This is a genomic window from Paraburkholderia sp. EG286A, assembly GCF_040965375.1.
GTDB lineage: Bacteria > Pseudomonadota > Gammaproteobacteria > Burkholderiales > Burkholderiaceae > Paraburkholderia.
This window is the reverse complement of record NZ_JBFRCB010000005.1, coordinates 216,926-243,117: the sequence shown is the minus strand read 5'-3', so window position 1 is coordinate 243,117 and position 26,192 is coordinate 216,926. Positions and strand designations below refer to the sequence as shown.

28 protein-coding genes are annotated in these 26,192 nt (G+C 63.9%); 16 read left to right on the top strand and 12 right to left on the bottom strand.

Annotation, left to right across the window (positions count from 1 at the left end):
• Positions 1–3: 3 nt before the first annotated feature.
• From AB4Y35_RS24295 to AB4Y35_RS24285, 3 genes are all read right to left on the bottom strand, one after another.
• Positions 4–927, bottom strand: a complete 924-nt coding sequence (locus AB4Y35_RS24295; RefSeq protein WP_368706317.1) for an anti-sigma factor — start codon at positions 925–927, stop codon at positions 4–6.
• Entirely contained in the window at positions 924–1,469 is a 546-nt protein-coding gene (locus AB4Y35_RS24290; RefSeq protein ID WP_342923388.1) for an RNA polymerase sigma factor, read from the bottom strand. Before AB4Y35_RS24290 ends, AB4Y35_RS24295 begins: the two co-directional genes overlap by 4 nt.
• Positions 1,470–1,650: 181 nt before the next feature.
• The gene (locus AB4Y35_RS24285; RefSeq protein ID WP_368706316.1) at positions 1,651–2,724 is read right to left on the bottom strand and encodes a catalase family peroxidase; all 1,074 of its coding nucleotides are present in this window, start codon (positions 2,722–2,724) and stop codon (positions 1,651–1,653) included.
• Between the two features lie 322 nt (positions 2,725–3,046).
• Between AB4Y35_RS24285 and AB4Y35_RS24280 the strand changes: the two genes are divergently transcribed.
• The 10 genes from AB4Y35_RS24280 (at position 3,047) to AB4Y35_RS24235 (ending at position 13,357) form a co-directional block, all read left to right on the top strand.
• Entirely contained in the window at positions 3,047–3,622 is a 576-nt protein-coding gene (locus AB4Y35_RS24280) for a DUF3331 domain-containing protein (RefSeq protein ID WP_368706315.1), read from the top strand.
• Between the two features lie 330 nt (positions 3,623–3,952).
• Positions 3,953–4,621: a response regulator transcription factor gene (locus tag AB4Y35_RS24275; protein WP_368706314.1), complete on the top strand. Its 669-nt coding sequence runs from the start codon at positions 3,953–3,955 to the stop codon at positions 4,619–4,621.
• Between the two features lie 130 nt (positions 4,622–4,751).
• Entirely contained in the window at positions 4,752–5,219 is a 468-nt protein-coding gene (locus AB4Y35_RS24270) for a RidA family protein (RefSeq protein WP_368706313.1), read from the top strand.
• Between the two features lie 237 nt (positions 5,220–5,456).
• Positions 5,457–7,691: a PAS domain-containing protein gene (locus AB4Y35_RS24265; RefSeq protein ID WP_368706739.1), complete on the top strand. Its 2,235-nt coding sequence runs from the start codon at positions 5,457–5,459 to the stop codon at positions 7,689–7,691.
• Positions 7,692–7,838: 147 nt separating this feature from the next.
• Positions 7,839–8,570, top strand: a complete 732-nt coding sequence (locus AB4Y35_RS24260) for a response regulator transcription factor (protein WP_368706312.1) — start codon at positions 7,839–7,841, stop codon at positions 8,568–8,570.
• Positions 8,571–8,679: 109 nt separating this feature from the next.
• Complete coding sequence (locus tag AB4Y35_RS24255; protein WP_368706311.1) at positions 8,680–9,051, top strand: response regulator transcription factor; 372 nt, start codon at positions 8,680–8,682, stop codon at positions 9,049–9,051.
• 95 nt (positions 9,052–9,146) lie between these two features.
• Positions 9,147–9,794, top strand: a complete 648-nt coding sequence (locus tag AB4Y35_RS24250) for a response regulator transcription factor (protein WP_368706738.1) — start codon at positions 9,147–9,149, stop codon at positions 9,792–9,794.
• A gap of 260 nt (positions 9,795–10,054) precedes the next feature.
• Entirely contained in the window at positions 10,055–11,779 is a 1,725-nt protein-coding gene (poxB, locus tag AB4Y35_RS24245) for a ubiquinone-dependent pyruvate dehydrogenase (protein WP_368706310.1), read from the top strand.
• A 49-nt stretch (positions 11,780–11,828) separates the two neighbouring features.
• Positions 11,829–12,842: an alpha/beta fold hydrolase gene (locus AB4Y35_RS24240; protein WP_368706309.1), complete on the top strand. Its 1,014-nt coding sequence runs from the start codon at positions 11,829–11,831 to the stop codon at positions 12,840–12,842.
• 149 nt (positions 12,843–12,991) lie between these two features.
• Positions 12,992–13,357, top strand: coding sequence for a cupin domain-containing protein (locus AB4Y35_RS24235; protein ID WP_368706308.1), 366 nt, complete (start codon positions 12,992–12,994; stop codon positions 13,355–13,357).
• 32 nt (positions 13,358–13,389) lie between these two features.
• Here the strand turns inward: AB4Y35_RS24235 and AB4Y35_RS24230 are convergent, their stop codons facing one another.
• The 3 genes from AB4Y35_RS24230 to AB4Y35_RS24220 form a co-directional block, all read right to left on the bottom strand.
• A complete protein-coding gene (locus AB4Y35_RS24230; RefSeq protein ID WP_368706307.1) occupies positions 13,390–14,592 on the bottom strand; it encodes a cytochrome P450 in 1,203 nt (400 codons plus the stop codon).
• A gap of 15 nt (positions 14,593–14,607) precedes the next feature.
• The gene (locus AB4Y35_RS24225; RefSeq protein WP_368706306.1) at positions 14,608–15,513 is read right to left on the bottom strand and encodes a ketopantoate reductase family protein; all 906 of its coding nucleotides are present in this window, start codon (positions 15,511–15,513) and stop codon (positions 14,608–14,610) included.
• A gap of 218 nt (positions 15,514–15,731) precedes the next feature.
• Positions 15,732–16,523, bottom strand: a complete 792-nt coding sequence (locus tag AB4Y35_RS24220; RefSeq protein WP_368706305.1) for a response regulator — start codon at positions 16,521–16,523, stop codon at positions 15,732–15,734.
• Between the two features lie 336 nt (positions 16,524–16,859).
• Between AB4Y35_RS24220 and AB4Y35_RS24215 the strand changes: the two genes are divergently transcribed.
• Together AB4Y35_RS24215 and AB4Y35_RS24210 are read left to right on the top strand one after the other, a co-directional pair.
• Positions 16,860–18,140, top strand: coding sequence for an epoxide hydrolase family protein (locus AB4Y35_RS24215; protein WP_368706304.1), 1,281 nt, complete (start codon positions 16,860–16,862; stop codon positions 18,138–18,140).
• 258 nt (positions 18,141–18,398) lie between these two features.
• On the top strand, positions 18,399–19,442 hold the full coding sequence (locus AB4Y35_RS24210; protein WP_368706303.1) for a sensor histidine kinase: 1,044 nt from the start codon (positions 18,399–18,401) through the stop codon (positions 19,440–19,442).
• 38 nt (positions 19,443–19,480) lie between these two features.
• On the opposite strand, the gene AB4Y35_RS24205 is transcribed toward AB4Y35_RS24210, so the two are convergent.
• The 4 genes from AB4Y35_RS24205 to AB4Y35_RS24190 all read right to left on the bottom strand — a co-directional run bounded on the left by AB4Y35_RS24205 (position 19,481) and on the right by AB4Y35_RS24190 (position 21,867).
• Positions 19,481–19,930 (bottom strand): universal stress protein, encoded by a 450-nt coding sequence (locus AB4Y35_RS24205; RefSeq protein ID WP_368706302.1) that lies wholly within the window; start codon positions 19,928–19,930, stop codon positions 19,481–19,483.
• A gap of 232 nt (positions 19,931–20,162) precedes the next feature.
• Positions 20,163–21,092 carry an anti-sigma factor gene (locus AB4Y35_RS24200; RefSeq protein ID WP_368706301.1) on the bottom strand — a complete coding sequence of 310 codons (930 nt, stop codon included), beginning with the start codon at positions 21,090–21,092 and terminating at the stop codon, positions 20,163–20,165.
• Positions 21,089–21,640, bottom strand: coding sequence for an RNA polymerase sigma factor (locus tag AB4Y35_RS24195; protein WP_368706300.1), 552 nt, complete (start codon positions 21,638–21,640; stop codon positions 21,089–21,091). Before AB4Y35_RS24195 ends, AB4Y35_RS24200 begins: the two co-directional genes overlap by 4 nt.
• A 14-nt stretch (positions 21,641–21,654) precedes the next feature.
• The gene (locus AB4Y35_RS24190; protein ID WP_368706299.1) at positions 21,655–21,867 is read right to left on the bottom strand and encodes a hypothetical protein; all 213 of its coding nucleotides are present in this window, start codon (positions 21,865–21,867) and stop codon (positions 21,655–21,657) included.
• 143 nt (positions 21,868–22,010) lie between these two features.
• On the opposite strand from AB4Y35_RS24190, the gene AB4Y35_RS24185 reads away from it, so the two are divergent.
• Positions 22,011–23,279: a condensation domain-containing protein gene (locus tag AB4Y35_RS24185; protein WP_368706298.1), complete on the top strand. Its 1,269-nt coding sequence runs from the start codon at positions 22,011–22,013 to the stop codon at positions 23,277–23,279.
• A 72-nt stretch (positions 23,280–23,351) separates the two neighbouring features.
• Here AB4Y35_RS24185 and AB4Y35_RS24180 read toward each other — a convergent pair whose 3' ends face one another.
• Together AB4Y35_RS24180 and AB4Y35_RS24175 are read right to left on the bottom strand one after the other, a co-directional pair.
• Positions 23,352–23,714, bottom strand: a complete 363-nt coding sequence (locus AB4Y35_RS24180; RefSeq protein ID WP_368706297.1) for a BON domain-containing protein — start codon at positions 23,712–23,714, stop codon at positions 23,352–23,354.
• Between the two features lie 165 nt (positions 23,715–23,879).
• Entirely contained in the window at positions 23,880–24,230 is a 351-nt protein-coding gene (locus AB4Y35_RS24175) for a response regulator (RefSeq protein ID WP_368706296.1), read from the bottom strand.
• A gap of 305 nt (positions 24,231–24,535) precedes the next feature.
• On the opposite strand from AB4Y35_RS24175, the gene AB4Y35_RS24170 reads away from it, so the two are divergent.
• From AB4Y35_RS24170 to AB4Y35_RS24160, 3 genes are read left to right on the top strand one after another with little or no spacing between them, the layout of a single operon-like run.
• Positions 24,536–24,733, top strand: a complete 198-nt coding sequence (locus tag AB4Y35_RS24170) for a hypothetical protein (RefSeq protein WP_368706295.1) — start codon at positions 24,536–24,538, stop codon at positions 24,731–24,733.
• A 44-nt stretch (positions 24,734–24,777) separates the two neighbouring features.
• A complete protein-coding gene (locus AB4Y35_RS24165; protein WP_368706294.1) occupies positions 24,778–25,464 on the top strand; it encodes a response regulator transcription factor in 687 nt (228 codons plus the stop codon).
• Positions 25,465–25,511: 47 nt separating this feature from the next.
• Complete coding sequence (locus tag AB4Y35_RS24160) at positions 25,512–26,168, top strand: response regulator transcription factor (protein WP_368706293.1); 657 nt, start codon at positions 25,512–25,514, stop codon at positions 26,166–26,168.
• Positions 26,169–26,192: the final 24 nt, after the last annotated feature.

The window sequence follows — 26,192 nt, the reverse complement described above, 5'->3', positions numbered from 1 at the left end:
CACTTATCCGTTATGCGGCGGTACGGCTTCCTGCGCCTCGCTGAACAGCGCGGCCGTATCGAGGTTGGAGATGCGCTTGCCGAGCGCGGCGAGATCGACGTCGCCCGCCTGGCCGATGAGCGCGTAGGTCAGCTCGTTCTGCCGCCACGTGGTGACGCCCATCGAGTCGACGGTGCGCGAGGCGACCGCTTCGTCCGGGCGCGCGTCCTTCATCACGCACAACGCGATGGGCGGCCCGCTGCGCGGCAGATAAACGATCTGCACGAGCGGCTTGTCGTGAAAGCGCAGGCGCTGCACCGACTTGAAGGTGAGCCCGGCGCTGCTCAGATCGGGCACGCGCAGCGCGAGACGGTCGTCGCGGCGGATGTCTTCGACGACTCTCGCGGCGAGCGCCGGATCGTCCTGCCGGTAGGCGACGGTTTCCCGCGTATAGAGCTTCTGGTAGCCAACCGCCGCCTTCACCCACGGCGACGGCTCCGATGCGCTCGCGAGATGCGAGGCGCCGGAGCCCTGGCCGCCAGGCCCGAACAACGCGTCGAAGCGCACGAACTGGCCGGCCACGAACGCGCCCGCCACGCATGCCGCCGCGAGCCAGACCGGCACGCGGCGCAGGCGCGATCTCACGGGCGCCGAGAGTTGTTGCTCCGCGGCCGGCATCGCGGCGTCGTTCGCACTCGAAGACGGTTGCGCGGGTTGCCCGGTTTGCGCGCGCACCATTTCCTCGATGCCAAGTTGCAGTGATTCGGGCACGGACGGCAGCGTTTGCTGGGCGAAGGCACCGGCGAAATCGACCTGCGAGGTGCGCAGCAGCGTGACCTTCTTGCGCGCCTCGGCGGACTCGCGCAACTGCGCTTCGATCGCGGCGCGCTCGTCCGGCGACAGGCGGCCGTCCACATAGGCGAGTAACTGTGCGTCGTCGGCAATCATGCGAGTGAGTCCTTGTGCTGCGGGGCGGGCGGCGCCTTGGGCGCCGCACCGCTGAACATGGCACCGACCGATTGCCGCGCTCGCGAGAGCCGGCTCATCACGGTGCCAATGGGTATCTTGAGCACGTCGGCGGCCTGCTGGTACGTCATGCCTTCGACCGCGACGAGCAGCATCACCACACGCTGGGCTTCGGGCAGGCGCTCGACTGCCTCGATGATCTGGCTGTGCATGAGTTGTGTTTCGGGGCCATTATCGACGGGGTCGGGGAGATTTTCGAGGAAATCGTCGTCCCACTCGAAGCTCGCGCGCTTGCGCACGCTGCGGGCTCGCAGCTCGTTGATCCATGTGGAATGCATGATGGAGTACATCCAGCTCAGCGGAGCCGTGTCGGGTTGAAGCTGATGCGCGCGTTCGAGCCCGCGCAGGCAGGCGCGCTGCACGAGGTCTTCGGCGTCGTGCTGGTCCCCGGACAGGCGCAGCGCAAACGCCCAAAGCCGCGGAATCATGGCGGGTAGCATGCCCGGTAGGTCTGTACCGCTCATCGAAGGGTTTTCTCCACGATCCCCGTTCAATCCGGACTGGCGTGCGCTGCGGTCGTGTGCGACCGTCTGGTCAAGGGCGCGCGGCTCGGGCCATTTTGGTGAACTAGTAACGAAACACCTGGCCGGTGGGCTTTATTCCATGCTTTCGTTCGGGGTGCGCTCGCGCCGCCTTCAATGCCCTTCAGCGGCCTTTCGCGCCGGCGCGCGCTTCTTCGCTCGTGCGGCGGTCGAACGACACCGCGTAAGCGGCGGCGCGCGCGGCGAGCAGCGGATCGTCAGAGGGCGCGATGCCCACCGGCAAGACCGTCGGGTCGAAATTGATGTCGCGGCAGGGTCCGTCGATCTGCGACTGCGCATGCTCGATGACGATGGTACCCGCATCGACGCGATGCTGCTCGCGTTCGACGGGCCACGCACGGGTGGCGTCGTCCACCGGGTCGCCCGCGCCCGCGGGCGTCAGCATGAGGTGCCAGCGCACCGGAGCCGATTCCAATTGCACCTTCAGGTCGTGCGCGAGAAAGTCGGGGTCTCTCGCGTCCGGATCACGCGTATCTAGCGGCGCGTAAGGCACGTCAGGCACGACGCTCCAGCGCACGAATCGCATGTTGCCGCTTGCGTTGGTGAAGCGAAACGCATCGATGCTGTAATAGCTCGCGTTATAGAACGCGGAAGACGGCGGATGCGCGGCGAGCCAGTCGCGCAGCGCGCTGGTTTCGGGGTGGCTCGCAAAGAACGCGTCGAGTCTCGCGGGGGCGGGGCGGCCCGTGCGCTTGTCGTGCTCCATGGCCTCTTGCAGTTCGTAAACCGCTTGTGGCGTGCGCACCGCGAATACGGGCGCGGAATTCATGCCGGTGCGCCATTCCTCGCCGTCGCGCATCGCGAAGCGCAGCGCAAAGCTGCGCACGGTCGTGTGCGCGTCGTCTTCGGCGGGATTGCCGCCGGGCGCGGAGAAGCGGCCGATCAACGGCGTGCGGCCGCGCTCGAATACGCTCGCGCGCGACAGCGCCGTGCCGTTGCCGTTGCTGTCGAAATAACCGCTCACGCAGATGCCTTTCGCATGATTGCGGCGAAACCCGGGATGCTTGCCGGCGCTGCGCTCGAATGCGTCGATGAGCCGGTCTGGCGTGAGCGCGGCCTGGGCACCGGGCCAGTGTATCCAGCCCGCGGTCCATGCGAACGCCGCGGCACAGGCCGCTAGCGTGAGCGCGATGAACGCGTACCTGACAATGAGTTGCGAAAGCGAAAGACGGGACATAAATCAGCGCAGGGGCCTCATACAGCCGCCGATACATCGAAAGGCCCTCTATGAATCTCGTGCGTTGCCGTCATGCGGCGAGGCCGTTATGGTAATCCGCTTGCCGCTATTCTGTGTGCACTGAACGACGACGGTATACCTACGTATGGGGTCGTCATCCAAAAGCGTCTGTCCGTTTATGCGCGGGAAGAATAGCGGCCAGCCGCGCTTGTCCTTAAGCTTCAGTCATTCGCAATGAGTGGGCGCAATGTGCAGGACGTTCCGGTTTCGGGCGACGGGGCACGCGTGACATACACGCTCATCCAGAACATGGGAGTTAGCCGTGGTGAGATTGGATTCGTGGCGGTCGACATACGCGGGAGGCGCGCTCGATGGCGGCGGCCCTGGCGAAAACTTGCGCCTCGTGCAGCCGTGTGGTGCCGATGACCCCAACGATCGAACACACGCGCCGGATGGCGACGCCGCAGCAGCAGCGCCGGATTGCACGCGCAATCCGTGGGCGCACGTGGTCTCGGGCCTGCTGGCCTCGCCGGCTTCGAGAACCAGCGTTGCGCGCCGCGCGCCCGCAGTGCGCACGCGCAGCGATCTGCGCGCCGCGGATCACAGCACCTACGCAAGTTGCACGGTCAAGATAGAAGAGCGGCTGGCCAATTCGTCGTTTACGCTCTCGTGGAGCGACCCGACGCGCTGCAGCTACCGCGAGCAGGTCTGGAAACGCGCAATCGCCAGAAAGTCGGGCATCTGTGTGCTGTCCGGCGAGCACATCAAGCGCGGCGATGCGGTTTTCCGGCCGCTGGCGCGCCGCTACAAGGTCCCGTTGAATTCGGGGGCGATGATCCTCGCCGCGTCGCTGGAGGCGTGGGGCGCTCGCCTGGTCGACCCCGAATTGCCGGAATAGCCGGAATAACCGGGCATGGCGCCGCAAAGACATTAAAACAAGGCGCAAAACTCATTATCTGGGATTTCCCGATCCCTTTTCGTCTCTCCCGCCAAACGATCGGGCTGCATCGGCGCGGCCGGACTCCCCAATACCAAAGTACTAGAGCCTCGCCAGCATGCGCGATGTAAGCTTCAGGGGCGTGGCGCTGCAAGGTTTGCGCCATCTATCGGCCGCCGGCCTGCGGCTGGCGCTTCAACGGGTGAGTCAGGCATTGGCGTCCCAGTGGTACCGGGAGGTGTCTGTGAGCGTTCCATTCGCACACCGTAACACTGCAGAACACGATCGTAGATGCTAAACACTGTGACCGCCTGGTCGGCTGCGCCTTGCGCCACTCCCCCTGCCGGAGTCGTCTATATCGTGGATGACGACGATTCGGTGCGCTGCGCACTCGTGAGCCTGCTGCGCTCGATCGACATGGATGTCCACGCCTTTCACTCCGCCGAAGCGTTCCTCGCGGCGGCGAGGAGCCCGGGCCCGTCGTGTCTGGTGCTCGACGTCCGTTTGCGCGGCCAAAGCGGCCTGGCGCTGCAGAAGGCACTGCTCACGCAGGAGCGCTCGCCCATGCCGGTCGTCTTCATGACGGGCTACGGCGATATTGCCATGACGGTCGAGGCGATGAAGGCGGGCGCCATCGACTTCCTCACCAAGCCCTTTCGCGATCAGGACATGATCGACGCCGTGGTCGCCGCGCTGCAGCGCGACGCGCAGCGTCTCGAAGCGGACCGCTCGCTCGTGCAGGCGCGCGAGCGCTGGGACGCACTGACGCCGCGCGAGCGGGAGGTGCTGGTCCACGTCGCGGCGGGGCTGATGAACAAGCAGATCGCGGCGAGGTTGTGTATTGCGGAGGTCACGGTCAAGATCCATCGGGGACAGGCCATGCGCAAGATGAAGGTGCGCTCCGTTGCCGAACTGGTGCGCAACATCGTTGCGCTCGGGGTCGAACATTCGGGGCAGTGAGGTAATACCGGCGTTTAGTTTCCACCAAACTTCTGGATGCGTTCATCACCCTATGATCTAGCGCTTGTTTCCCGCCATTGCGGTTATCTTTTGCACTCCACCATGAAACAACCCACCTGGAGAGAGTGCGATGGAAAAGCGCGACGTCTACGAGACGATCAAGACGATGGGCATCGAGTTGCCGCAGGTCAGTTCCCCGGCCGCGGCCTACACCCTGAGCGTTCGCAGCGGCGCCACGGTCTATCTGGCGGGCCACCTGCCGCGCGATGCCGGCGCGGTCGTGACCGGCAAGCTGGGCGCCACGCTGAGCACCGAAGAAGGCCGCGAGGCCGCGCGCAAGATTGCCGTCGATCTGCTCGCGACCCTGCACGCGAGAGTCGGCAACCTCAACCACGTCAAGCAGATCGTGAAGCTCACGAGCTTCGTCAATTCCGCGCCGGGATTTTCCGAACAGCATCTCGTGACGAATGGCGCTTCGGAATTGCTCGCGAAGGTGTTTGGCGAGGCGGGCGTGCACGCGCGCTCGGCGGTGGGCGTCGCCGAGTTGCCGCTCAATGCCTGCGTCGAGATCGAATTGATCGTCGAAATCGCCGACTGAGCATTCAGTCTATTGCGCAACGGATGCTGCGCCGGTGGCGTGGCATCGACTCGATGCGTTCGCAACGAAATCACGGGACATTGCCGGAACGAGGCGCGGTTGCGACGCCTGTTTTCGCATGCAATAATCCCGAAATTCTCCGGTCAGACCGGACAACTCGCGAAAAAAACGCACCTGAGCGCGGGCTTTGGCGCAGGTTTGACGCTCTGACGCCTGCTCGCAAATATCAGAAAAATGATGGGATTGGCCCTTGATGCCGGCATCGTGCTGGATGCGCTGTCCATGGTTGCGTGGACCGCGCTGCCCGACGGCCGGGTCGACTTCGTCAACCGCAAATGGTCCGAATATACGGGCCTTGGCCTCGCGGCATCATCCGGTTCGCAATGGCAGGACGCGGTAAGTCCCGATGACTTGCCGGAACTGCTCGAGCGGCGTTGCGCGATCCTCGCTTCCGGGGAGCCCGGCGGAATCACGGCGCGTCTGCGTCGATTCGACGGCCACGAGCGTTGGTTCGACATTCAGATCAGTCCGGTTCGCGACGCCGCCGGGCAAATCGTCCGCTGGTGCGGGACCTGCAACGATATCGACGACTGGCGGCGCGCCGAAGAAGCGCTCGATGGGCGGGCGCTCGACCTGCAATTGATCGTCGATAGCATTCCCGTGCCGGTCACGGTGACCTCGCCGACGGGCGAAGTCGAAGGCCAGAACCAGCTCACCCTCGATTACTTCGGCAAGACGTTCGAGGAACTCAAGGCCTGGCGCAGCCACGAAATCGTCCATCCCGACGATCTCGACGCGGCGATTGCGGCGCAGGAAGCCTCGCTGGCAAGCGGCAAAACGTACAACGTCGAGAGCCGCCACCGGCGCGCAGACGGCGTTTACCGCTGGGTCAACGTGCGCGGCTTTCCGCTGCGCGACCGCGCGGGCGACATTCTGCGCTGGTTTCTGCTGTGCATCGATATCGAAGACAGGAAGCGGGCCGAAATCACGCTCGCGGAGAGCGAGCGTCACCTCAACGAGACCATCAACGCGCTTCCCGCGCTCGTGTGGTCGGCGCGCCCGGACGGGACTGGCGAATTCTATAACCAGTACTACCTCGATTATCTCGGGCGAACGCTCTCGCAGGTGCAGGACCACGAGTGGACCAAGGCGGTTCATCCGGACGACCTTCCGGGGCTGATGGCCGCGTGGGCCGCGATCATGGCGAGCCGCATGCCGGGTGCCGCGGAAGCGCGCATGCAGCGCTACGACGGCCAGTACCGATGGTTTCTGTTTCGCACGAGTCCGTTGCGCGACCAGGACGGCAACGTCGTCAAATGGTATGGCATCAATATCGACATCGACGATCGCAAGCGCGCAGAGGAAGAGTTGCGGCGCAGCGAGGCATTCCTCGCCGAAGGCCAGGCGCTGGCCAGAATGGGCAACTTTTCATGGGATGCCGATACGGATGAGATCGCCTGGTCGGAGCAGATCTACCACATCTTCGATTTCGAGCCGGGCACGCCCGTCACGCTGGCGCGTATCGCCGGGCGCGCTCACCCGGAGGACATGGGGTTCGTCGCGCAGTTCATCGAGCAGGGGCGGCGCGGCGCAAGCGATCTCGAGTGCCAGCACCGGCTGTTGATGCCGGACCAGAGCGTCAAGCATCTGCATCTGATCGCACACCGCACGACGGACCGTCCGGGCCGCAAGGAATATAGCGGCACGGCGCTCGATATCAGCCAGCGCCGCAGCTCGGAAGAAGCACTCGACAAGGCGCGTGCGGAGCTTTCGCATGTCGCGAGGGTGATGAGCCTGGGCGCGTTGACGGCTTCGATTGCCCATGAGGTCAACCAGCCGCTCGCGGGTATCGTCACCAATGCGAGCACCTGCCTGCGCATGCTGGCGGCCGTGCCTCCCAATATCGAAGGCGCGCAGGAGACGGCGCGGCGCACGATTCGCGACGGCAACCGCGCCGCCGATGTGATCGCCCGGCTGCGCGCGCTCTTCACGAGGCGCAGCGCCACGATCGAAGCGGTCGATCTCGGCCACACCGCGCGTGACATCGTCGCCCTCATGCAGAGCGACCTCGACCGCGCGCGCGTCGTCGTGCGCATGGAGTTCGCCGACGGCCTGCCTTGTGCGGGCTGCGACCGCGTACAGGTGCAGCAGGTCATCATGAATCTGTTGCGCAATGCCGCCGATGCCATGAGCACGGTGGACGACCGGCCCCGGCGCGTGACGGTGACGACCGAAGCCGGGCCGGACGAAACGGTCCGCCTGAGCGTACGGGACGCGGGAATCGGCTTCGACCCGCAAGACATGGAGCGGCTTTTCGATGCCTTTTATACGACCCGGCATGACGGCATGGGCATCGGTCTCGCGATCAGCCGCTCGATCATCGAAAGCCTGAATGGGCGCCTTTGGGCCGGGATCCCGACGGACGGTCCCGGCGCGATCTTCTCGTTCTCGCTGCCCGTTCATGGCGCGTAAATGACGCTCACGCGCGGTTGCGGCGGCGCGTATACATACCTCCGTATGATGGACGCGTGCGATGGCATCGGGCATCGTGCGGTGTTTGCTCCAATGGCATCTGGCGCCTGAGCCGTGGCGCCGCGACGGATATTAGCGAGGTAGGCCATGCAAAGACCTGGCGAAACGCAACGACAACGGTCCGCGAGCGTCTCGCAGGCGCTTCCGGTCGTATTCGTGGTGGACGACGACGTGTCCGTGCGCGAATCGCTGGAATTGCTCATCAGCAGCGCAGGGTGGCAGCCGCAGGTGTTCGGCGCCGCGCATCAATTCCTCTCGCACCCGCGCGTTTGCGGGCCGAGTTGCCTGCTGCTCGATGTTTCGCTTCCCGATCTGCACGGTCTGGACTTGCAGCGGCAAATCGTGGCCGACCGTGCCGACATGCCGATCATCTTCATCACCGGCTATCCCGATGTGCCCGTGACGGTGCGGGCCATGAAAGCCGGCGCGATTGAATTCTTCACCAAGCCGTTCAACGGCGAAGCGCTGCTGGATGCCATTCGCGACGGCATCGAGCGCAGCCGCGCGACGCTCGATGCGCAGAGCGAAAACCGTGCGCTGCAGGCTCGCTATGGCGCGCTCACGCCTCGCGAACGGGACGTGATGACGCTCGTCGTGCGCGGCTTGCTCAACAAGCAGGTGGCGGCGGAGCTTGGCATCAGCGAGATCACGGTCAAGGGGCACCGCGGCAGGCTGATGGAGAAAATGGCGGCGGGTTCGCTGCCGGAACTCGTGATCATGGCCTCGAAGGTGTGCCCGCAGACCCAGGCTGCGTGGCAGCCCGGCGGCGCGCGTGCAAGGGGCCGGCGGTCGGCGGCCGTCGCTTCAGAGCGGCTTTGAAGCGGCAGCGGACAGATTTTTTATTCGAGTGATACCAAGGTATCGTAGATTCGCCACCCGGCTTCATGCATCCTCAGGGATACGGGGTAGCGGTCTCAACGAGACTTGATTGCGGGCAATCATGCTGGTAACGTTGGTCGATGATGACGAAGCAGTGCGGGAGTCGCTTCCCGATCTGGTGAGTATGTTCGGATATGCCGTGAGCGTGTTCTCGTCTGCAGAGGCTTTTCTCGCGTCCGAAGTCGTCGATCAATCCCATTGTCTGGTCCTCGACATCAACATGCCGGGTATGGGCGGACTGGGGCTTTTTCGCGAGCTGAAGCGTCTTGGCAAGAACGTGCCGGTCGTTTTCATTACGGCTCACAAAGACGCAGCCGTTCGCGATCGCCTGATCGCGCAGGGCGCGTGCGATTGCCTGTTCAAGCCCTTCAGCGATACGGCACTTCTCGCGGCGCTCAAGCTGGCGCTCGGCGGGAACTGAAGGCGTTTCAGGGCTTCGGGGCGATAAAGAGGAATAACGTGCCTGAAGGTAGAACCGGTGGAACCAGTAGAGCAGGTAGCGCGGGCCAGGGCGCCATGCCGTCGAGCGGTTCGCAAGCCGAGCCCGTGGTATTCGTCATCGACGACGACATTTCCGTTCGCGAATCGCTGGAACTCTTGCTGAATAGTGCGGCACTGCCCGCACAGATCTTCGCCTGCGCCGAAGATTTCCTCGCTCACCCGCGCGTGTTCGCGCCCAGTTGTCTGGTGCTGGACGTGTCGCTGCCGCAAGTCGACGGGCTGGAACTGCAGCAGCGCATTGCCGCCGACCGGCCCGACATGCCGATCATCTTCATCACGGGGCACGGGGACGTGCCCATGACCGTGAAGGCCATGAAGGCCGGCGCGGTCGAATTCCTGACCAAGCCGTTCAACGACGAGACCCTGCTTCAGGCCATTCGGGACGCCATCGAGCGCAGCCGTGAAGCCCTCGACGGCCACATGGAACGGCGCGCACTGCACGACAGCTATGCGGCGCTCACGCCGCGCGAGCGCGAAGTCATGGCGCTCGTGGTTGCGGGTTTGCTGAACAAGCAGATAGGCGGCGAACTCGGCATCAGCGAGATTACCGTGAAGATGCACCGCGGCAAGGTCATGCAAAAGATGAACGCGGATTCGCTGCCGGAACTGGTCCATATGGCGGCGAAGCTGGGCTTGCCGCCGCCGCGCGATCGCAAGCGCTAGCCACGCGTCGCGCAGCCTATACCTGCGTATAGTATGCTCAACCGATCGCGGTATCGTGCCGTCTCCCGGCGCGATGGTACGCTGTCGCGTCTCCTGTATGCCCGTGTCAAGCCACGCAACATGAATGCTCACGGCAATTATTGGGGATAACGAAAGATTCGTAAATCAGCTTGCGATGGAATTCGTTCACTCGAATTCACTCGTGACGCCCCACGCCGTTCCGATTGCTTGCAACCTCACATCGTGTAGAGAGGGAATTCATGGGCAGAATGACGATCGCGGACTATCTCGCACGCACGCTCGCCGCAGCCGGCATCGAACGGATCTGGGGCGTGACGGGCGACAGCCTGAACGGCCTTTCGGCGAGCCTCCAGAAGATCGATTCGATCCGCTGGATGCACACGCGCCACGAAGAGAGCGCGGCATTCGCCGCGGGCGCCGACGCGGCCTCGACGGGGCGCCTCGCGGTTTGCGCGGGCAGCTGTGGGCCGGGCAATCTGCACCTCATCAACGGCCTGTACGATGCGCACCGCAATCATCAGCCGGTGCTCGCCATCGCGGCGCATATTCCCTCGACTGAAATCGGCCTTGGCTACTTCCAGGAAACGCATCCGCAGGAACTCTTCAAGGAATGCAGCCACTTCGTCGAACTCGTGACGAATGCGGAGCAGTTTCCGCGTGTGCTCGCGCGCGCCATGCGCACCGCCATCGAGGAACGCGGTGTGGCCGTCATCGTCCTGCCGGGCGACGTGGCCTTGAAAGAGCTCGAACAGGCGTCGATCGGCTGGAGCGAAGCTTCGGCGCCGGCTGCGATCGTACCCGCGCAAGCGGACCTCGAACGGCTCGCCGCGCTGCTCAACGAATCGGATGCGGTCACGCTCCTGTGCGGCAGCGGGACGGCCGGCGCGCACGATGAGGTCGTGGCGCTTGCCGATACGCTGGGCGCCCCGGTGGTTCACGCGCTGCGCGGCAAACAGTTTATCGAGTGGGACAATCCGTACGACGTGGGCATGACCGGGCTGATCGGCTTCAGTTCCGGCTACCACGCGATGGCCTCGTGCGAGACGCTGGTCATGCTCGGCACGGACTTCCCGTATCGCCCGTTTTATCCGACCAATGCAAAGGTCGTCCAGATCGACTGGAAAGGCTCGCAGCTAGGCCGCCGCGCGCCGCTCGAACTGGGGCTGGTGGGCACGGTGCGCGAGACGATCGCGGCGCTCTTGCCCATGCTCGCGCGCAAGACCGACCGGCAATTTCTCGAGAATGCGCGCAAGCATTATCGGGCGGCGCGGCAAGGCCTCGACGATCTCGCCACGCCTTCCGCACCCGGCCGGCCCATTCATCCGCAATACCTCGCTAGAATGATCGACGAGGCCGCGAGCGAGGACGCCATCTTCACCGCCGATGTGGGCACGCCAACGCTGTGGGCCGCGCGCTATCTGACCATGAATGGCAAGCGGCAGTTGCATGGCTCGTTCAATCACGGCTCGATGGCCAACGCGATGCCACAGGCGCTCGGCGCACAAGGCGCGCATGCCGGGCGTCAGGTCGTTTCGCTGTCGGGCGACGGGGGGCTTTCCATGCTGCTCGGCGATCTGCTGACCGCGCGCCAGCTCGGTCTGCCGATCAAGATGGTCGTGTTCAATAACAGCCTGCTCGGTTTTGTTTCCATGGAACTGAAGGCGGCCGGCTACCTCGATGCGAACGTCGATCTGGACAAGACCGATTTCGCCGCGATTGCGCAAGGCGCGGGCATCTATGCGACGAGAGTCGAGGAGTCGGAAGACCTTGCGGGCGCGTTGAAGGCGGCCTTTGCGCATCCGGGGCCCGCCCTCGTCGATGTCGTGATTTCGAAGCATGAACTCGCCATGCCGCCCAAGGTGGAAATGGAGCACGCCAAAGGTTTCAGCCTGTATATGCTGCGCGCGATCTTTAGCGGCCGCGGCGACGAGATCGTCGAACTCGCGCGAACGAATCTTCGTTAATACGCGCGTCAATATTCACTTGACTTCGATTGCCGGGAGAAAAGGGATCATGTCGGAACAGATCAACGAACGTCGCCGCCGTATTCTGGGAACGGGCCTCGCAGGCGCGGCGCTGGTGGGCACGGGTTTGAGCGAGCTGGCGCGCGGGCAGGCCGCGCCGGCGGCTTCATTCGGCGAGATTCATCAGGTTCAGGCCAATGGCTTGAGCATCGGCTACGTCGATGCCGGGCCGAAGAATGGACCGCCCGTCGTACTGTTGCATGGCTGGCCCTACGATATCTACGCCTTCGCCGAGGTCACGCCGATTCTCGTGGCGGCGGGGCATCGCGTGCTCGTGCCGTATTTGCGCGGCTATGGCTCGACGCGTTTCCTCGCTGCCGATACCCCGCGCAACGGCCAGCAAGCCGTTGTCGCCGTCGATATCGTCGCGTTCATGGACGCGCTGAAGATCAAGCAGGCCGTGTTCGGCGCGTTCGATTGGGGCGCGCGCACGGCCAACATCGTCGCAGCGTTGTGGCCCGAACGCTGCAAGGCGCTCGTTTCCGTGAGTGGTTATCTGATCGGCAGCCAGGCCGCCAACGCCAGGCCGCTGCCGCCGCAGGCCGAGCTGGCCTGGTGGTATCAGTTCTATTTCTCCACGGCGCGCGGCGTGGCGGGCTACGAACAGAACCGCCACGATTTCAATAAACTGATCTGGCGCCTCGCCTCGCCGCAATGGCATTTCGACGATGCCACCTACGATCGTACGGCGGCTTCATTCGAGAACCCCGATCATGTCGCCGTGGTGATTCACAACTACCGCTGGCGGCTGGGTCTCGCGCAAGGCGAGGCGAAGTACGACGACATCGAAAAGAAGCTGGCGCTGTCGCCCACGATCGCGGTGCCCACCATCACGATGGAAGGGGACGCCAACGGCGCGCCGCATCCGCAGCCGGCGGCTTACGCCGGGAAGTTCACGGGCAAATACCAGCATCGCGATATCAGCGGCGGGATTGGCCACAACCTGCCGCAGGAAGCGCCCAAGGCGTTTGCCGATGCCATGCTGCAGGTTCAGCATCTGTAGCGGCCCTTCCAACGCTTGCGATCCCGGGCATATTCAACGGATGACTCATGGTAATGGCCAAGACTCGTAGATCCGCTCTCGCTGCAGTGCTGGCAGTTTGTTCGCTGGCGTGCTCATGCGCGCAGGCACAAACGCAAACGATTAAACCCGTGAAGCTTTCGAAAGCCGATCTCGGCGGCGCCGTCTTCAACCGCAAGGACGCACATAAGTCGGTTGAAAACGGCACGCCAATGACCGACGTGGTCGGCTTTACGTCACCGGACAAGGCTTATCAAACCGGCGTGTTCAAGTCGGGGCCGTCGCACGAAATCATCAAGGGACCGCAAGGGCTCGCCTACACCGAGTTTCTATATTTTCTTTCGGGCGGCGTGAAGCTCACCTCGTCGGACGGCTCGGTGCTGAATGTCGGCACGGGCGAAGCCGTGACGCTTCCCAAGGGATGGACGGGCCAATTCGACACGCAGGGCTATACGAAGCTATATGTGACGTATAGCCCCGAAGATACGAAGCAATAAGGCCCCGCTCGCGGCAATGGCGATCGACGGAATCAACGCGTGTAGACGTGCAACGACGTCACGCCGCGCAGATTGTTGCGCCGATGCCAGACCAGTCCGTCCAGATCGACAGGGCGGATTGCCGGGAAGCGGGCAAGCAGGGACCGCATCGCGACATCCAGTTCGAGTGCGGCGAGCCGCGCGCCCAGGCAATAGTGAATGCCCGCGCCGAACGCGACCGAAGGCGTGCTCGCGCTGCGCGCGAAGTCCAGCGTGTCGGGCGCGGGGAATGCGGCAGGATCGCGGTTGGCCGAGCCGATCAGCATGAACACCACAGAGCCGCGCGCGAGCGCGGCTTCGCCGAGCGAGATGTCTTCGAGCGCCGTGCGCACCAGCATCTGCACCGCGCCGTCGTAGCGCATGCACTCCGCGATCGCCCGCGGCAACAGCTTCGGCTCCTGCTTCAACGCCTCCATCTGCTGCGGATGGCGAAAGAGCGCGATCATCATGTTGCCAATCATGTTCGACGTCGTTTCGTGGCCGGCAATGAACAGCAGCACGGCATTCGATACGACTTCTTCGTCGCTGAGCCGCGAGCCCTCGTCTTCCACGCTGAGCATGGCGGAAATCAGATCGTCGCCGGGCTGTGCGCGGCGCTGCTCGATTACGCCGTGAAAGTAATGCTCGAGCGTGAGCGCGGCTTCGTCGGCCGCGCGCAAGCCGTTTTCGTCGAGCGGCGCGAGATCGAATGCCGCGACGAGCTGGCTTGCCGCGTCGCCAAGCGCGGTCGCGTCCGCCACGGGGACATCGAGCAGCCGGCAGATGATCTGCACCGGCAAGGGGAGCGCGAAGTCGCTGACCAGATCGAACCCGGCGTGCGTGCCCACGCGTTCGAGCAGTTCATGCGTCGTCGCCTCGACAACCGCAGTGAGCTTCTCGATGCCGCGCGCGTTGAACGTCTGCATCAACAGCGCGCGCAGCCGTGTATGCACGGGCGGATTCATCATCAGCAGGGTGCGGCTCAGCGACTGGAACACTGGCTGCGCGGTCGCCGCCTCGCCGTAGCGCGCGGCCACGCTTTGCAGATAGGTCTTGCCCATGCGCGGGTCGCGCAGCAAGGCGTCGATGATCTCGAAGCGCCCGGTCACGAATGCCTTGGGTCCAACCGGCAGAATCGGCCCTGCCGCACGAATCTTTTCATACAGCGGATAAGGATTGGCGTAGAAGGCGGGCGAGGAGAAGTCGGAGAATTGCATGGGTGCGGGAGACGATCAGGCGTGAATGGCGGGTTTCTCTTCCAGCACCTTGACGAGCGTGTGGAGCGTGCGGTTGGCAGGCGTCGCGATACCCGCGATCATACCGCGCCGCACGATCGCGCCGTTGAGAAAGTCGATTTCGCTGTGCTTGCCGCGCGCGAGATCCTGAGCGGTAGACGAATACTGAGTGGCGGGAATGGTGGCTTCGATCTGCTCGACCATGCGCGTGGCATCGTGCTCGAAATGCACGCCTTCGGCGGCAGCGACAGCGAGGCACTCGGCGACCACTTCGCGCATGGTTTCGCGCAGCGCGTCGCGATGCGCCATGGCGCCGAGCGGCAACTGGACGATGGCGGAGACCGCGTTATAGGCGCAGTTGAGAATGAGCTTTTGCCACAGCGTCGCGTGCACGTCGGCGGCGATCTGGGTGGGAATCTGCGCCGCGCGCAGGACGCTTGCGAGGGCTTCGCCATGCGGCGACGCCTCGATGGCGAGGTCGCCCCGGCCATGATGCAGCAGGTGCCCGGGACCGGCCATTTCGCTCGCGACATACACGGCCGCGCAAATGACGGGCTGCGCAATGGCGGCGCGCAGCTGCGCGGCGTTGTCGACGCCGTTTTGCAGGCTCACCACGATGGCGCCCGGTGCGAGCACCTGGCCGAGCAAGCGCGCGACCTCGGCGGTGTCGGTCGACTTCACGCACACGAACACGACGTCGGCGCCGGCGGCCGCTTCGATCTGCGTCGCGGCGCGCACGGGCAGGCGCACATCGAACGCTTGCGACTGAAGGCGCAAGCCGTTCCGGTTCATCGCCGCAACATGCGAGTGGCGCCCGATAAAGACGACGTCGTGGCCGTGGCGCGCAAGCATGCCGCCGTAGTAGCAGCCGACCGCGCCGGCGCCGAGAACTGCAAACCGCATCCTGCCTCCCATGGCGCCCCAATGCGCTGATCTTCCTGGAACACGCGAGACCGTGCGTTTATTCCGCGCCGCGCTTTCCCGCTCCGCATGGGCGTGCCTGGCGTCGATCAGGAGTGCGCGTAGATCGGTTCGAGACCGACGACGTCCTGCTGCGGGGCCGGCGTTCGCGCTGTTTAAAAATCGCCAGCGTCGATGCCTCGCCACGCGGGCGGGGCCAACTAGACGCAGAGCGCTTCGCTGTCCATGCAGGCGCGGCTGGCTTGCGCCGCGTCGCTCGCGTCGTGGTGAACCGTCACCGGCGTGGACAGAATGTAGCCCTCGTTGCGCAGCGTCTTGATGTAACGGGCCGCACGCGCCGTGTCATTGAGCTTTTGCCTGAGCCGGCTCACCAGCAAATCGATCGACCGGTCGAACGGATCGGCATTGCGCCGCTGCGTGAGGTTGAGCAACTGGTCGCGCGTCAAGACGCGTTGCGCGTGGTCGAGAAATACGCGCAGCAAGCGATATTCGGCGCCGCTGAGCGTGACGACCGTGTCGTCGGATTCGAGCAGGTGGCGCGCGGTGGTGTCGAGGCGCCACTCGCCGAAGCCGAGCACCGGTGTGTCGTCCACGGGCTGCAGGTCGGGCGGCAGCATGCGCGTGCGGCGCAGGACGGCGCGGATGCGGGCGAGCAGTTCGCGCGCCTGGAATGGCTTGGCCATATAGTCGTCCGCGCCCATTTCAAGCCCGACGATGCGGTCGGTGACATCGCAGCGCGCCGAAAGCATCACCACGGGCAGCGCGCGATGGCGGCTTTCGCGCAAGCCGCGGTAGAGTGCGAGCCCATCTTCGCCGGGCAGAATCAGGTCGAGCAGGACGAGGTCGGGTGTATGCCTGGCGAGAGACTCATGCATCTCCCTGCCGTTGCACGCGGTCGTGACCTGCATGCCGTTTCGTTCGAGATAACCGGCAACCAGTTCGCGTATGCCGCGGTCGTCGTCGACAACCAGTATGTGATCGATTTTTTCCATGATCGTCATTAGCGGTGCAGCGGCGCGTTTCTACCGCTGCCAGCAGAGTAATCGGAAGCAGACGATCGGGCCATGCCATTCTGGATTGAGGCGACAGATGAATAAGGATAGTCAGCCACATACCTTCGTATAGGGCTAATCCGGCCTTAATCGGAAATATAACCGGCTTGATTGCGTTTATGTGCAGCTTACGAAACATTACATAGCCGACAAACGCGAGATACATTTCCTGTTTTTAATGAGGACGACTTTCCAGAAACGATCGTTAGCGTGAAAGCCGCGCGTTGCGATGTCGCGATGTGAATTTGACGATTCCTCATGAACAGGATGCCAGCAATGTCTTCGAACGATTTTTCACCGATGCGGCGCAGCCTGCTTGCCGCATCGGCGGCGGTTGGCGCGCTTGCGCTGTTTCCCAAGGCGATTTACGCCGACACCCAGGCCGCGAAAATCCGCCCATTCAAGGCGAATATTCCGGACGCCGCACTTGTCGATTTGCGGCGGCGTCTCGCCAATACGCGTTGGCCTGGAAAGGAAACGGTGGCCGATGAATCGCAAGGCGTTCGCCTCGCGCGCATGCAGCAACTCGTCCAGTATTGGGGCAGCGATTATGACTGGCGCAAAGGCGAGGCGAAACTCAATGAATTTCCCATGTTCGTCACGGAAATCGACGGCCTGGATATTCAGTTCATTCATGTGCGCTCGCGCCACGAGAATGCGCTGCCGATGATCATGACGCACGGTTGGCCCGGCTCGATCCTCGAACTGACCAAGGCCATCAAACCGCTGACCGATCCGACCGCCTTTGGCGGGAGCGCCGACGACGCCTTCCATGTGGTCGTGCCGTCCTTGCCGGGTTTCGGCTTTTCGGGCAAGCCGACCTCGCCGGGCTGGGGCTCCGACCATATCGCGCGGGCGTGGGGCGAACTGATGGCGCGCCTTGGCTACGCACGTTTCGTCTCGCAGGGCGGCGATTGCGGCTCGGTCGTCTCGCACCGCATGGCCATGCAGCACGTCAAGGGCTTGATCGGCATTCACGTGAACATGCCGGCAACCGTGCCGCCCGATATCGCGCGGCTGCTCGCGCTGGGCGAGCCCGCGCCCGCGGGCCTCGCGCCGGACGAGCAACGTGCGTACGACAAGCTGAATGTGTTCTATCGCGACAACTGCGGCTATTCGGCCATGATGGTGACGCGCCCCCAGACGGTGGGCTACGCCCTGGCCGACTCGCCGGTGGGCCAGGCGGCATGGATGTACGACAAGATCTCCCAATGGACCTATAGCGGCGGCGTTCCCGAACGCTCGCTGACCCGCGACGAAATTCTCGACGATATTTCGCTGTACTGGCTGACCAACAGCGCGACGTCGTCGGCCCAGATTTACTGGGAAGATCATTCGAATAACTTCAACGCGGTGGATATCGGCTTGCCGGCGTCGATTACCGTGTTTCCGGGCGAGATCTATCAGGCGCCGCGCAGTTGGGCCGAGCGCAGCTATCACGATCTCGTCTACTTCAACACGGTCGACAAGGGCGGTCATTTCGCGGCGTGGGAAGAGCCGCTGCTGTTCGCGCAGGAGGTTCGTGCCGGATTCAGGCCGATGCGCAAGCTCGCATAAGGCTTGTCGTGTCCCGCACGCTCAGTTCCTTTAGCGTGCGGGGCGCGAAACTGGAGATTTACCCATCCTTAGGTTCGAGCCTATACGTTCATATAATGGCGCCGCGCGCCTCGCGTGCCCTATTCTGGCGCTGCCGGGCAGGGCGTAGCACGAAGCAGATGTTTCCGGGCAAGGTGCCGGCTGTCTGTCAAATGCGCGTTCCCCTGTGGTGCAAAGCGGCCAGGCCACGCCTGACCTGGCCAATACAGGAGAGCGGAAATGAACGCGCACGCTATCGACCCAACGAATCCCCCTGACGGATCGCTGCACGCGAGCACCGGGCGCGCTTCGCCACCTCGCGATGCCACGCGGTCTTTCGAGGCGTGGTCGCGGCCCGCATGGGTGCTGCTAGCGGCTGCCTGTGCGTACGCCTCGTACGCGACGCATGGCGTGTCGTGGCAGATACTTGCGCGCTCCGGCTTGCCCCTGGCGCTGCCCGCCGTACTCATAGCGGCGCTCGCGGCGCTGAAGCTGGTCGAAATGCACGTGTCGATTCAGCGCATGGAGGCCATGGTCGAGCGCGGCCTCGGCGAGGGCGCGGAAGCGATCCTGCCCGAAGACACGGGGCCCGCTGCCGCTGCGCGTCTCGCTCGCGCGTTCAATGCGTGTGCGCGCCAGCGCGCGCGCCGCCAGGCCGAACTGCTTCACGTGCTCGCCGCTTATGCGCACGATCTGCGCACGCCGATCACGCGCATGAGCATGCGTGCCGAACTCGTGGAGGACGCGCCGGTGAGAGACGCGCTTGCCCGCGATCTCGCGGAGATGACCGAGCTGGTCGAGGGCAGTCTTTCCTGCGCGCGGATGCAATGCAGCGCCCAGGAGCCCATGCGATCCGTCGATGCGGACAGCCTGCTCGGCGCGCTGATCGCCGACTATCGGGACGCCGGGCGCACCGTCGAACTCGAGGGGTGCGTGGGGCGCCCCGTGGTGACGTGTCCCCATGCGCTGCGCCGCGTGCTCGTGAATCTCATCGACAATGCGCTGCGCTACGGCGTGGACGTCCGTCTCAGCGTGAGGGTCGAGGCGCAGCGTCTCGTGCTCGCGGTGCTCGATTCGGGGCCGGGGATCGTTCCCGCCCGTCTGGAAGCGGTGTTCGCCGCGTGGTATCGCGCGCCCGAAACGGCGGCATCGGCGTCGGGCTCGGGGCTTGGGCTCGCGATTGCGCGACGCCTCACGCTCGCGATGCGCGGCGAGCTCGAACTCGAAAACCGGCGCGTGGGCGGTCTGGAGGCGCGACTCACGCTGCCGTTGGCGGCAACGTGAGGCTGGCAGGTCGAATCGTCGGATCATTGGCGCTGTCTTCATGACCGGGCTGACGCCAGCGTCACGGTAACGATGGTCGTTCCGCACAGACGCTCGGCAAGATCGGCATGAGCGGGACGCCCGCTCCACCAGCGTCTCGCTCGCGCGCGGTGACCGAGCACGATGAGGTCGGGGTTGAACGTTTGCGCGTGGCGCGCCACGACATCGGCGATGCGCCCGTATTTGACGTAGCCGTTCGCGGCAATGCCGATACTGGCCAGTTGCGAGACGGCATCGCTCAGCGTGTTGCGGGCGATTTCCTCGAGGTGGGTATAGGCAACGTCGGTCAGCAGACCGCCGGAGCTCGCATTCACCGCTTCGGCGTCGACGACGGCGACTACGTCGACGGGCGCGGACAAGGCGAGCGAAAGCTGCGAGCAGCGGTGCAGCGCGGCCTGGGCCTCGCTCGTGCCGTCATACACGAGCAGCATGCGGGAAAAGGAAGACATGATGTGCCGATAACGTAACGGAGCCGCTGGCGGCGCCAGACTGAACATGAAGGTTGGGCCAGTGCATTCGCCCCGGAGGGCGAGCTGTCTGGCCGCGCAATCAGAACAGTCCGTTATCGGTGTTTATTCCAGCTGGTGTGCTGGTTCGCGTTACGCTGCGACGTACCCGTTGGAAAAGAGATATTCCGACATCGTTCGGGATCCGGAATAACGGATGCTTGCGTGCAGTCATTCAACCCGCGGCGTTGCCGCGCGGCGCCAGCTGGCCTACGGTTTCGTTCGTCTGGCCTTTGGCGATCTGCTTGCCGATTGCCAGCAGTTGTTCGTCGTCGAGCGATGCAATCAACGCGTAGCTGAGATTGGCGCGCCGCCACATCAAGACGTTCATGCTTTCGACATGCTCATGCGTCATGTTCGCGTCGGGCTTTTCGTCCTTCATGACGCACAGGGCCACGGGCAAGCCCGTTTTTGGCAGGTACACGATCTGCACGAGCGGCCGGTCGTGAAAGCGCAGCCGTTGAATGCGCGTGAACGTGAGCCCCGCCGGGCGCAGGTCGGGCACGCGTATCGGCACGCCGTCGTCGCTGTGAATCTGTGCGATCACCTGCGAGGCCACTTCCGGTGTGAGCGCGTCGAAGGCGACGGTGTCGCGTGTGTAGAGCTGTTGATAGTTCACGGCCGCGGCGACCCACGGCGAAACTTTCGCAGCCGCGGCGTGCACCGCGCCGGCGCTTGCGCCGCGGTCGCTGCGCGCCCAGTCCGTCGCGAAGTGCAGCACCAGTGCGCAGCTTAGCGCGCCGGCTGCGAACGTCATCGCGAGACCCGGCAGCGATAGCTTGTGCGGAAAGCGAAAGGGCAAGCGCGCGAAAAGCCGCGCAAGCCCCGCAGGTTCGGCAGTGCTGCGTCGGTCGCTGCCCGACGCTTCCGGCGCATCGTAATACGCGCGGCTGAGTTGCGCGATCTCGAGCGTGAGCCGCTCGGGGACCGGCGGCAGCTTCTGGTGCGCAAACGCGTGCCGATACCGCAGCGCTGAGGCCGCGAATAGCGCAACGCGCTCCGCGATCTCGGGTGACACGCTGATTGTCTTCTCCACGTCTTCGCGCTCACGCGGCGTGAGTTCGCCGTCGACATAAGCCATGAGCAGGATGTCATCCATCGTCATGCCCCAATTTCCTTGCTGTTCGCCGCGTCTTGCGCGCGGTTTTCTTTTTTCTGGTCGTTGAACAGGGCGCCGATGGCCTGGCGTGCCCGCGAAAGCCGGCTCATGATCGTGCCGATCGGCACGGCCAGCACCTCGGCGGCTTCGCTATAGCTTAACCCTTCCACCGCGACGAGCAGCATCACAATGCGCTGTGCCTCGGGCAATTGCTGAACGGCGCGGATGATCTGCCCGTTCATGACCTGTTCTTCGGGTGTCCTTGCGGAGGGATCGGGAACGGTCTCGAGGAGACCGTCATCCCATTCCATGCCCGAGCGCTTGCGCACGTTGCGGGCCCGCTGTTCGTTGAGCCACGTGGACTGAACGATGGAGAACATCCAGCTCAGCGGCGCCGTGCCGGGTTCGAGTTGATGCGCGCGTTCGAGTGCGCGCACGCAGGCGCGCTGGACGAGATCTTCGGCATCGTGCTGATCGCCCGAAATGCGCAGCGCGAATGCCCACAGGCGTGGAAGCATGGCAGGCAGCAGCGCGGACAATTCGGCGACAGTCATCGTCTCGGTAGATTTCATTTTTCGACGATAGGGTTAAGCGGCAAAACCGTCGCCTTGACCAGAACACCCGGCGGGCGAACAAAATTCCATACGCGCCCAAAATCGCCGGTGTTTTTCTCTTCAAGACGAGCCGGGCGCAAGGCGGGCAGGAGGCACAACGCATTAAAACCAGAGAAGGTATCTGTCATATGTCTGGTCAAATGATTATTGAAAGTCTTTGTATCCATGCCGGACGCCAGACAAATTGCGACACAAATCCTCGCGCTGAATTTCGGATGCACCGGGGAATGCGTCGCGCTCTACAGGTGTTCTGGGTGAGGAAGCGAGTGCGTTCAACGTTTCCCTCCCTTTTGAAGAACACGGAATTCAGATGCGAAATCAGCAAACGGATAGCGAAAACAACCTGAAACAGGACCCCGCGCTGGTGCGGGCGCTTGGCGGCACGGAACATCTGTTCTGGCTGCTCGACCGCAACCGCGCGATTCATTTCGCGCTGGTCGCGCAGATCGACCGCGTGTTCGAGCCCAGCGCGTGGCGCACGGCATTGCTTGCGCTGCAGCAGCGGCATCCTTTGCTCGCTACGCGCATCGTTGCCGAGGGTGAAGCGCCGCCCGCCTTCTATCGCGATCCCGACGCACGGATTCCGCTGCGCGTGGTGGAGAATGCGCGGACCTCGTGGCAAGTGGAGGTAGCGAAGGAACTGAACACGCCGTTCGACTGGTCGACTGCACCGCTTGTGCGCGCTACCTTGTTGCAGGGCGAAAGCGGCTCGACCTTCATTCTCGCCGCCCATCACTCGGTGCTGGACGGCATGGGCGGCGCCTATGTGATGGAAGACTTGCTGTGCGCGCTCGCAGGCGGCTCGCTCAGGAGCCTGCCTCTCGTGCAACCGCTCGAAAGCCTGCTGAGAGCGCAAATGGCCACGGCCACCGTATCCGGCGCGATGGCGCCGGCACCCGAGCCCAAGGGGTTCCGCGCGGCCACTGGCGCGCGCGCCGAGGTCGCCGCGCTGGCTCTCAGCGCACAGCTCACGCGCGCCGTTGTGGAGCGCTCGCGCATCGAGCGCACTACGGTGCATGGCGCGGTCGCGGCGGCGGTTCATGAGGCGGGGCGGCGCTTGTCGCGCGCGTGGCGCGAGCGGCCCGTGCGTACCGTGTCGCCGATCGACGTGCGTCGCACCGTGGGCGGCATGGACCAGGCGAACGGCGTGTACATCACGCAGACCGTCACGGTGGATGATCGTCCGCGCGGCGCGCCGTTCTGGCAGGCAGCGCGCGAGGTCAAGGCATCGCTGGCACCCGCGCAAACGCTCGCCTCGGTCGTGCAGGAAACGAAAGCGCTGGATGCGTTCATGTCGTCGAATCCGTCCATTGAAGATGCAGCGGGCTTTCTATCGCACATGCTGGCGTTCGACCTGTTGCTGTCGAACCTGGGCCGCGAACCGGTCGCTTCGACCTACGAAGGCTTCGCACTGCAGGCGCTGTGGGGGCCGATCGTGAGTTCGGGGTTCGCGGACGACCAGGTCGTGGGCGTCTGCACACAAGGGGGCGTGCTGCGCCTCACGCAGGCGAGCTATACCGCCATGCCTGGACTGCTCGACGAAGTGAGCGCCGTGCTGGGCGAGGCCGTTGCCGCCTGATTTCCCAACCGGTTTGAATCCTGACGTGCGCCGGCGTGGCCGGCGCACGCGCTTACGATGAAACCGCGAGCATCAGGGTGCTGCGTAGAGCGTCAGCTTGGTCGCGACCGTCTGCACGCCCGGCACTTTCGATGCGACGTCCTGCGCGACCTGGTCCTGCGATTCGTCGAGAATCGTGCCGGCCAGGATCACCTTGCCCGTGTGCGTATTGGCGAACACGGCGATGTCCGTGTCATTGAGGTCGTGGTTCTTGTAGAGGGCTTCGTGAACCTTCTTCGCCAACGCGTGGTTGGCGGCGCGGTCGGCACGCATTTGCGCGCGGATCTGCTGCTTGGTGAGCGCAGGCGTGTCGCCGGTCGTCGTGGTTTGTGCGAGGGCGGCGGAGGAGAGCAGCACGGCGAATGCGGCCGTCAGTGCCTTGGAGCGAAGCGTCATGGAATCACCTGTTGACGTTGAGTATGAACGAGGAGTTGTCAATGCGGGTCTTGCCCGGTGGGAAGCATAGACCGGCGGCCGTCCTGGCTCTATCAGACGTTGGGTGGCGCTCACCCTATACGAATGTCAACAGCGCCCTATACCGCGGGATGCGGCGACAATGATTTACGCTGCGGTAGCGGCTGCCGCGGCAACGGCGGCGGCGAGTTCCCGGGCCCGGACCGGCTTGATGAGGAACGCGCTCGCGCCGTTGTCCAGTGCCTGGCTCTGGAGTTCGGGCATGGGGTAGGCGGTGATGAAAATCGTGGGTATGCGAATGCCGGCGCCAACCAGGCGCAAAAACATGTCGACGCCGGTCATGCCGGGCATCTGGACGTCCGAAATGATGCAGTGCGGGTGCCGGGCGCCCGCGGCGGCCAGCAGATCCACGCCGGATTCGAATGTCACGACGTCGTAATCGAGCGAGCGTAGCAAGCTGGAGAGGCCGGAGCGGACCGAAGGGTCGTCGTCAACCACCCAGATGACTTGTGGCGTACACAATGAATATCTCCCGTGGCGTGCTGGAGGGCAGAATGGCTGTGGTTCGTCGCGTGTACGCGGCCCAAGCTTACAGGAGAGCCCCAGCCGCCGGAATCATACGGAGGTATAGATAGGGTTTGCCGCAATCCATAGGTAAGATGCAAGGGGGATAGGAGGGTTCACCCACCGTACGGCCTCTCGCTCAGCAGACAACGCTCACAAAATAGTTGCGCAATCGCGTGCCTCGCGCGCGGCATTCCCTTTGGATCGACGCCTGAAATCGGCAACCGGTGGAGTTTGGCATGTACCAGATCGAGAACGATCGTGGCGAGCGCGGGTCCGTGCATTTTGAAATTGTGATTGACGCAAGCGTCAAGACATTCCGTCAGGGCGCGGGTAACAGTTTCTACTTCGAAGCGGCATTGCCGCATCGCTATTTATCCACGGCCACCGAGGCAAAGGCTCTCATGACCATTGCGAATCAGGACGCCCGGCGATGAGCGGCGGTGTCAATGGATCGATAGCGCCGTTCAGGCTTGACGCGATGCACCACGCGAACCACGCGAATCGGGTTTGCGCGGAACCGGCCGGGTCGAAAGTCTTTGTCGTCGACGACGACGAAAAGCTCAGGGAAGGGCTCAAGAGCCTGCTCGAATCGGTGGGGTTTCATGTCGAGACTTTCCCGTCGACGGTGCTATTTTGCCAGCGCGTGCAGGCCGATGTGCCGAGCTGTCTGATACTCGACGTGCGATTGAAAGGCGAGAGCGGACTCGAGTTTCAGGATTGGGCGGCGGAAAACGAAATCGTCATGCCGATCATTTTCATGAGCGGATATGGCGATATCGAAATGTCCGTGCGCGCCATGAAAGGCGGCGCCATCAATTTTCTGACCAAACCGTTTCGCGAGCAGGACATGATCGAGTCCGTGACCGAGGCGTTGCAGCGCGACGCGGCGCGTTTGATGAAACTGAATCAGTCGAGCACGCTCAGAGAACAGTTTTCGACCTTGACGCCGCGCGAACGCGACATCGCCATGCTCGTTGCGGCGGGGTATATGAACAGGGCGGCCGCGAGCAAGCTGCAACTCAGCGAGATGACCGTGAAGATCTACCGTGCGAGAGCGATGAAAAAACTCGCCGCGCGCACGACGGCGGAGCTGGTGCGAAAAGTCCGGTCGCTGCAGATCGAAGGCGATGCCGGGTCGATGGACGATCCGCTTGCGCGCGATTGATGAAAGATCCGGCGGAGATAACGTGCATGGCTGCATGGGGAACGGTAATGGAAAAGAACACAGTTCGTAGTGCGCCAGCGGTAGAAGGTGCGGTGGTCTACGTGATCGACGACGACGAGTCGATTTGCGCGGCGCTTTCCAGCCTGCTGCGCTCGTCTGGTTTCGCGACCCGCACGTTCACGCGCATCGACGAATTTCTGCTCGCGCCGAAGGAGGACGTGCCGGGCTGCCTGCTGCTCGACGTGCGCCTGCGCGGCGAGAGCGGCCTGACCTTTCAGCAGAGTGCGCACCGCTACGAAGTGGACATGCCCATCATTTTCATGACCGCGCACGGCGACATCGAAATGTCGGTGCGCGCGATGAAGGCGGGAGCGATCGACTTTCTCACCAAGCCCGTTCGCGAACAGCGCGTCATCGACGCCGTTTCGACGGCGATCGCGCGTCACGCCGCGTGGCGCGAACGCGCCCGCTCGGAGGCGACGCTGCGCGCGCGCTACGACCAGTTGACGGCGCGTGAGCGCGAAGTCGTTTCGTACGTGGTGGAAGGCTTGCTGAACAAGCAGATTGCGGGCGAACTGAAGCTGAGCGAGATCACGATCAAGATTCACCGCAGCTCGGCCATGCGCAAGCTCGAAGCCCAGTCGGTCGCAGATCTCGTGAGGAAGATGGAGGTCATCAGCGCCGCGGAGCACGCGCGCAATTGACGGCTCGCCGGCACGACATCGATG

Excerpts from the sequence above, each read along its gene's own strand:
- AB4Y35_RS24275 (WP_368706314.1), top strand. The coding sequence starts at position 3,953 with ATGCTAAACACTGTGACCGCCTGGTCGGCTGCGCCTTGCGCCACTCCC.
- AB4Y35_RS24240 (WP_368706309.1), top strand. The coding sequence starts at position 11,829 with ATGTCGGAACAGATCAACGAACGTCGCCGCCGTATTCTGGGAACGGGC.
- AB4Y35_RS24165 (WP_368706294.1), top strand. The coding sequence starts at position 24,778 with ATGCACCACGCGAACCACGCGAATCGGGTTTGCGCGGAACCGGCCGGG.
- AB4Y35_RS24180 (WP_368706297.1), bottom strand. The coding sequence starts at position 23,714 with ATGACGCTTCGCTCCAAGGCACTGACGGCCGCATTCGCCGTGCTGCTC.
- AB4Y35_RS24230 (WP_368706307.1), bottom strand. The coding sequence starts at position 14,592 with ATGCAATTCTCCGACTTCTCCTCGCCCGCCTTCTACGCCAATCCTTAT.
- AB4Y35_RS24290 (WP_342923388.1), bottom strand. The coding sequence starts at position 1,469 with ATGAGCGGTACAGACCTACCGGGCATGCTACCCGCCATGATTCCGCGG.
- AB4Y35_RS24225 (WP_368706306.1), bottom strand. The coding sequence starts at position 15,513 with ATGCGGTTTGCAGTTCTCGGCGCCGGCGCGGTCGGCTGCTACTACGGC.
- AB4Y35_RS24185 (WP_368706298.1), top strand. The coding sequence starts at position 22,011 with ATGCGAAATCAGCAAACGGATAGCGAAAACAACCTGAAACAGGACCCC.
- AB4Y35_RS24215 (WP_368706304.1), top strand. The coding sequence starts at position 16,860 with ATGTCTTCGAACGATTTTTCACCGATGCGGCGCAGCCTGCTTGCCGCA.
- poxB (WP_368706310.1), top strand. The coding sequence starts at position 10,055 with ATGGGCAGAATGACGATCGCGGACTATCTCGCACGCACGCTCGCCGCA.
- AB4Y35_RS24190 (WP_368706299.1), bottom strand. The coding sequence starts at position 21,867 with ATGGATACAAAGACTTTCAATAATCATTTGACCAGACATATGACAGAT.
- AB4Y35_RS24285 (WP_368706316.1), bottom strand. The coding sequence starts at position 2,724 with ATGTCCCGTCTTTCGCTTTCGCAACTCATTGTCAGGTACGCGTTCATC.
- AB4Y35_RS24220 (WP_368706305.1), bottom strand. The coding sequence starts at position 16,523 with ATGGAAAAAATCGATCACATACTGGTTGTCGACGACGACCGCGGCATA.
- AB4Y35_RS24195 (WP_368706300.1), bottom strand. The coding sequence starts at position 21,640 with ATGACTGTCGCCGAATTGTCCGCGCTGCTGCCTGCCATGCTTCCACGC.
- AB4Y35_RS24250 (WP_368706738.1), top strand. The coding sequence starts at position 9,147 with ATGCCGTCGAGCGGTTCGCAAGCCGAGCCCGTGGTATTCGTCATCGAC.
- AB4Y35_RS24210 (WP_368706303.1), top strand. The coding sequence starts at position 18,399 with ATGAACGCGCACGCTATCGACCCAACGAATCCCCCTGACGGATCGCTG.
- AB4Y35_RS24295 (WP_368706317.1), bottom strand. The coding sequence starts at position 927 with ATGATTGCCGACGACGCACAGTTACTCGCCTATGTGGACGGCCGCCTG.
- AB4Y35_RS24260 (WP_368706312.1), top strand. The coding sequence starts at position 7,839 with ATGCAAAGACCTGGCGAAACGCAACGACAACGGTCCGCGAGCGTCTCG.
- AB4Y35_RS24270 (WP_368706313.1), top strand. The coding sequence starts at position 4,752 with ATGGAAAAGCGCGACGTCTACGAGACGATCAAGACGATGGGCATCGAG.
- AB4Y35_RS24160 (WP_368706293.1), top strand. The coding sequence starts at position 25,512 with ATGGAAAAGAACACAGTTCGTAGTGCGCCAGCGGTAGAAGGTGCGGTG.
- AB4Y35_RS24205 (WP_368706302.1), bottom strand. The coding sequence starts at position 19,930 with ATGTCTTCCTTTTCCCGCATGCTGCTCGTGTATGACGGCACGAGCGAG.
- AB4Y35_RS24265 (WP_368706739.1), top strand. The coding sequence starts at position 5,457 with ATGGGATTGGCCCTTGATGCCGGCATCGTGCTGGATGCGCTGTCCATG.
- AB4Y35_RS24200 (WP_368706301.1), bottom strand. The coding sequence starts at position 21,092 with ATGACGATGGATGACATCCTGCTCATGGCTTATGTCGACGGCGAACTC.
- AB4Y35_RS24170 (WP_368706295.1), top strand. The coding sequence starts at position 24,536 with ATGTACCAGATCGAGAACGATCGTGGCGAGCGCGGGTCCGTGCATTTT.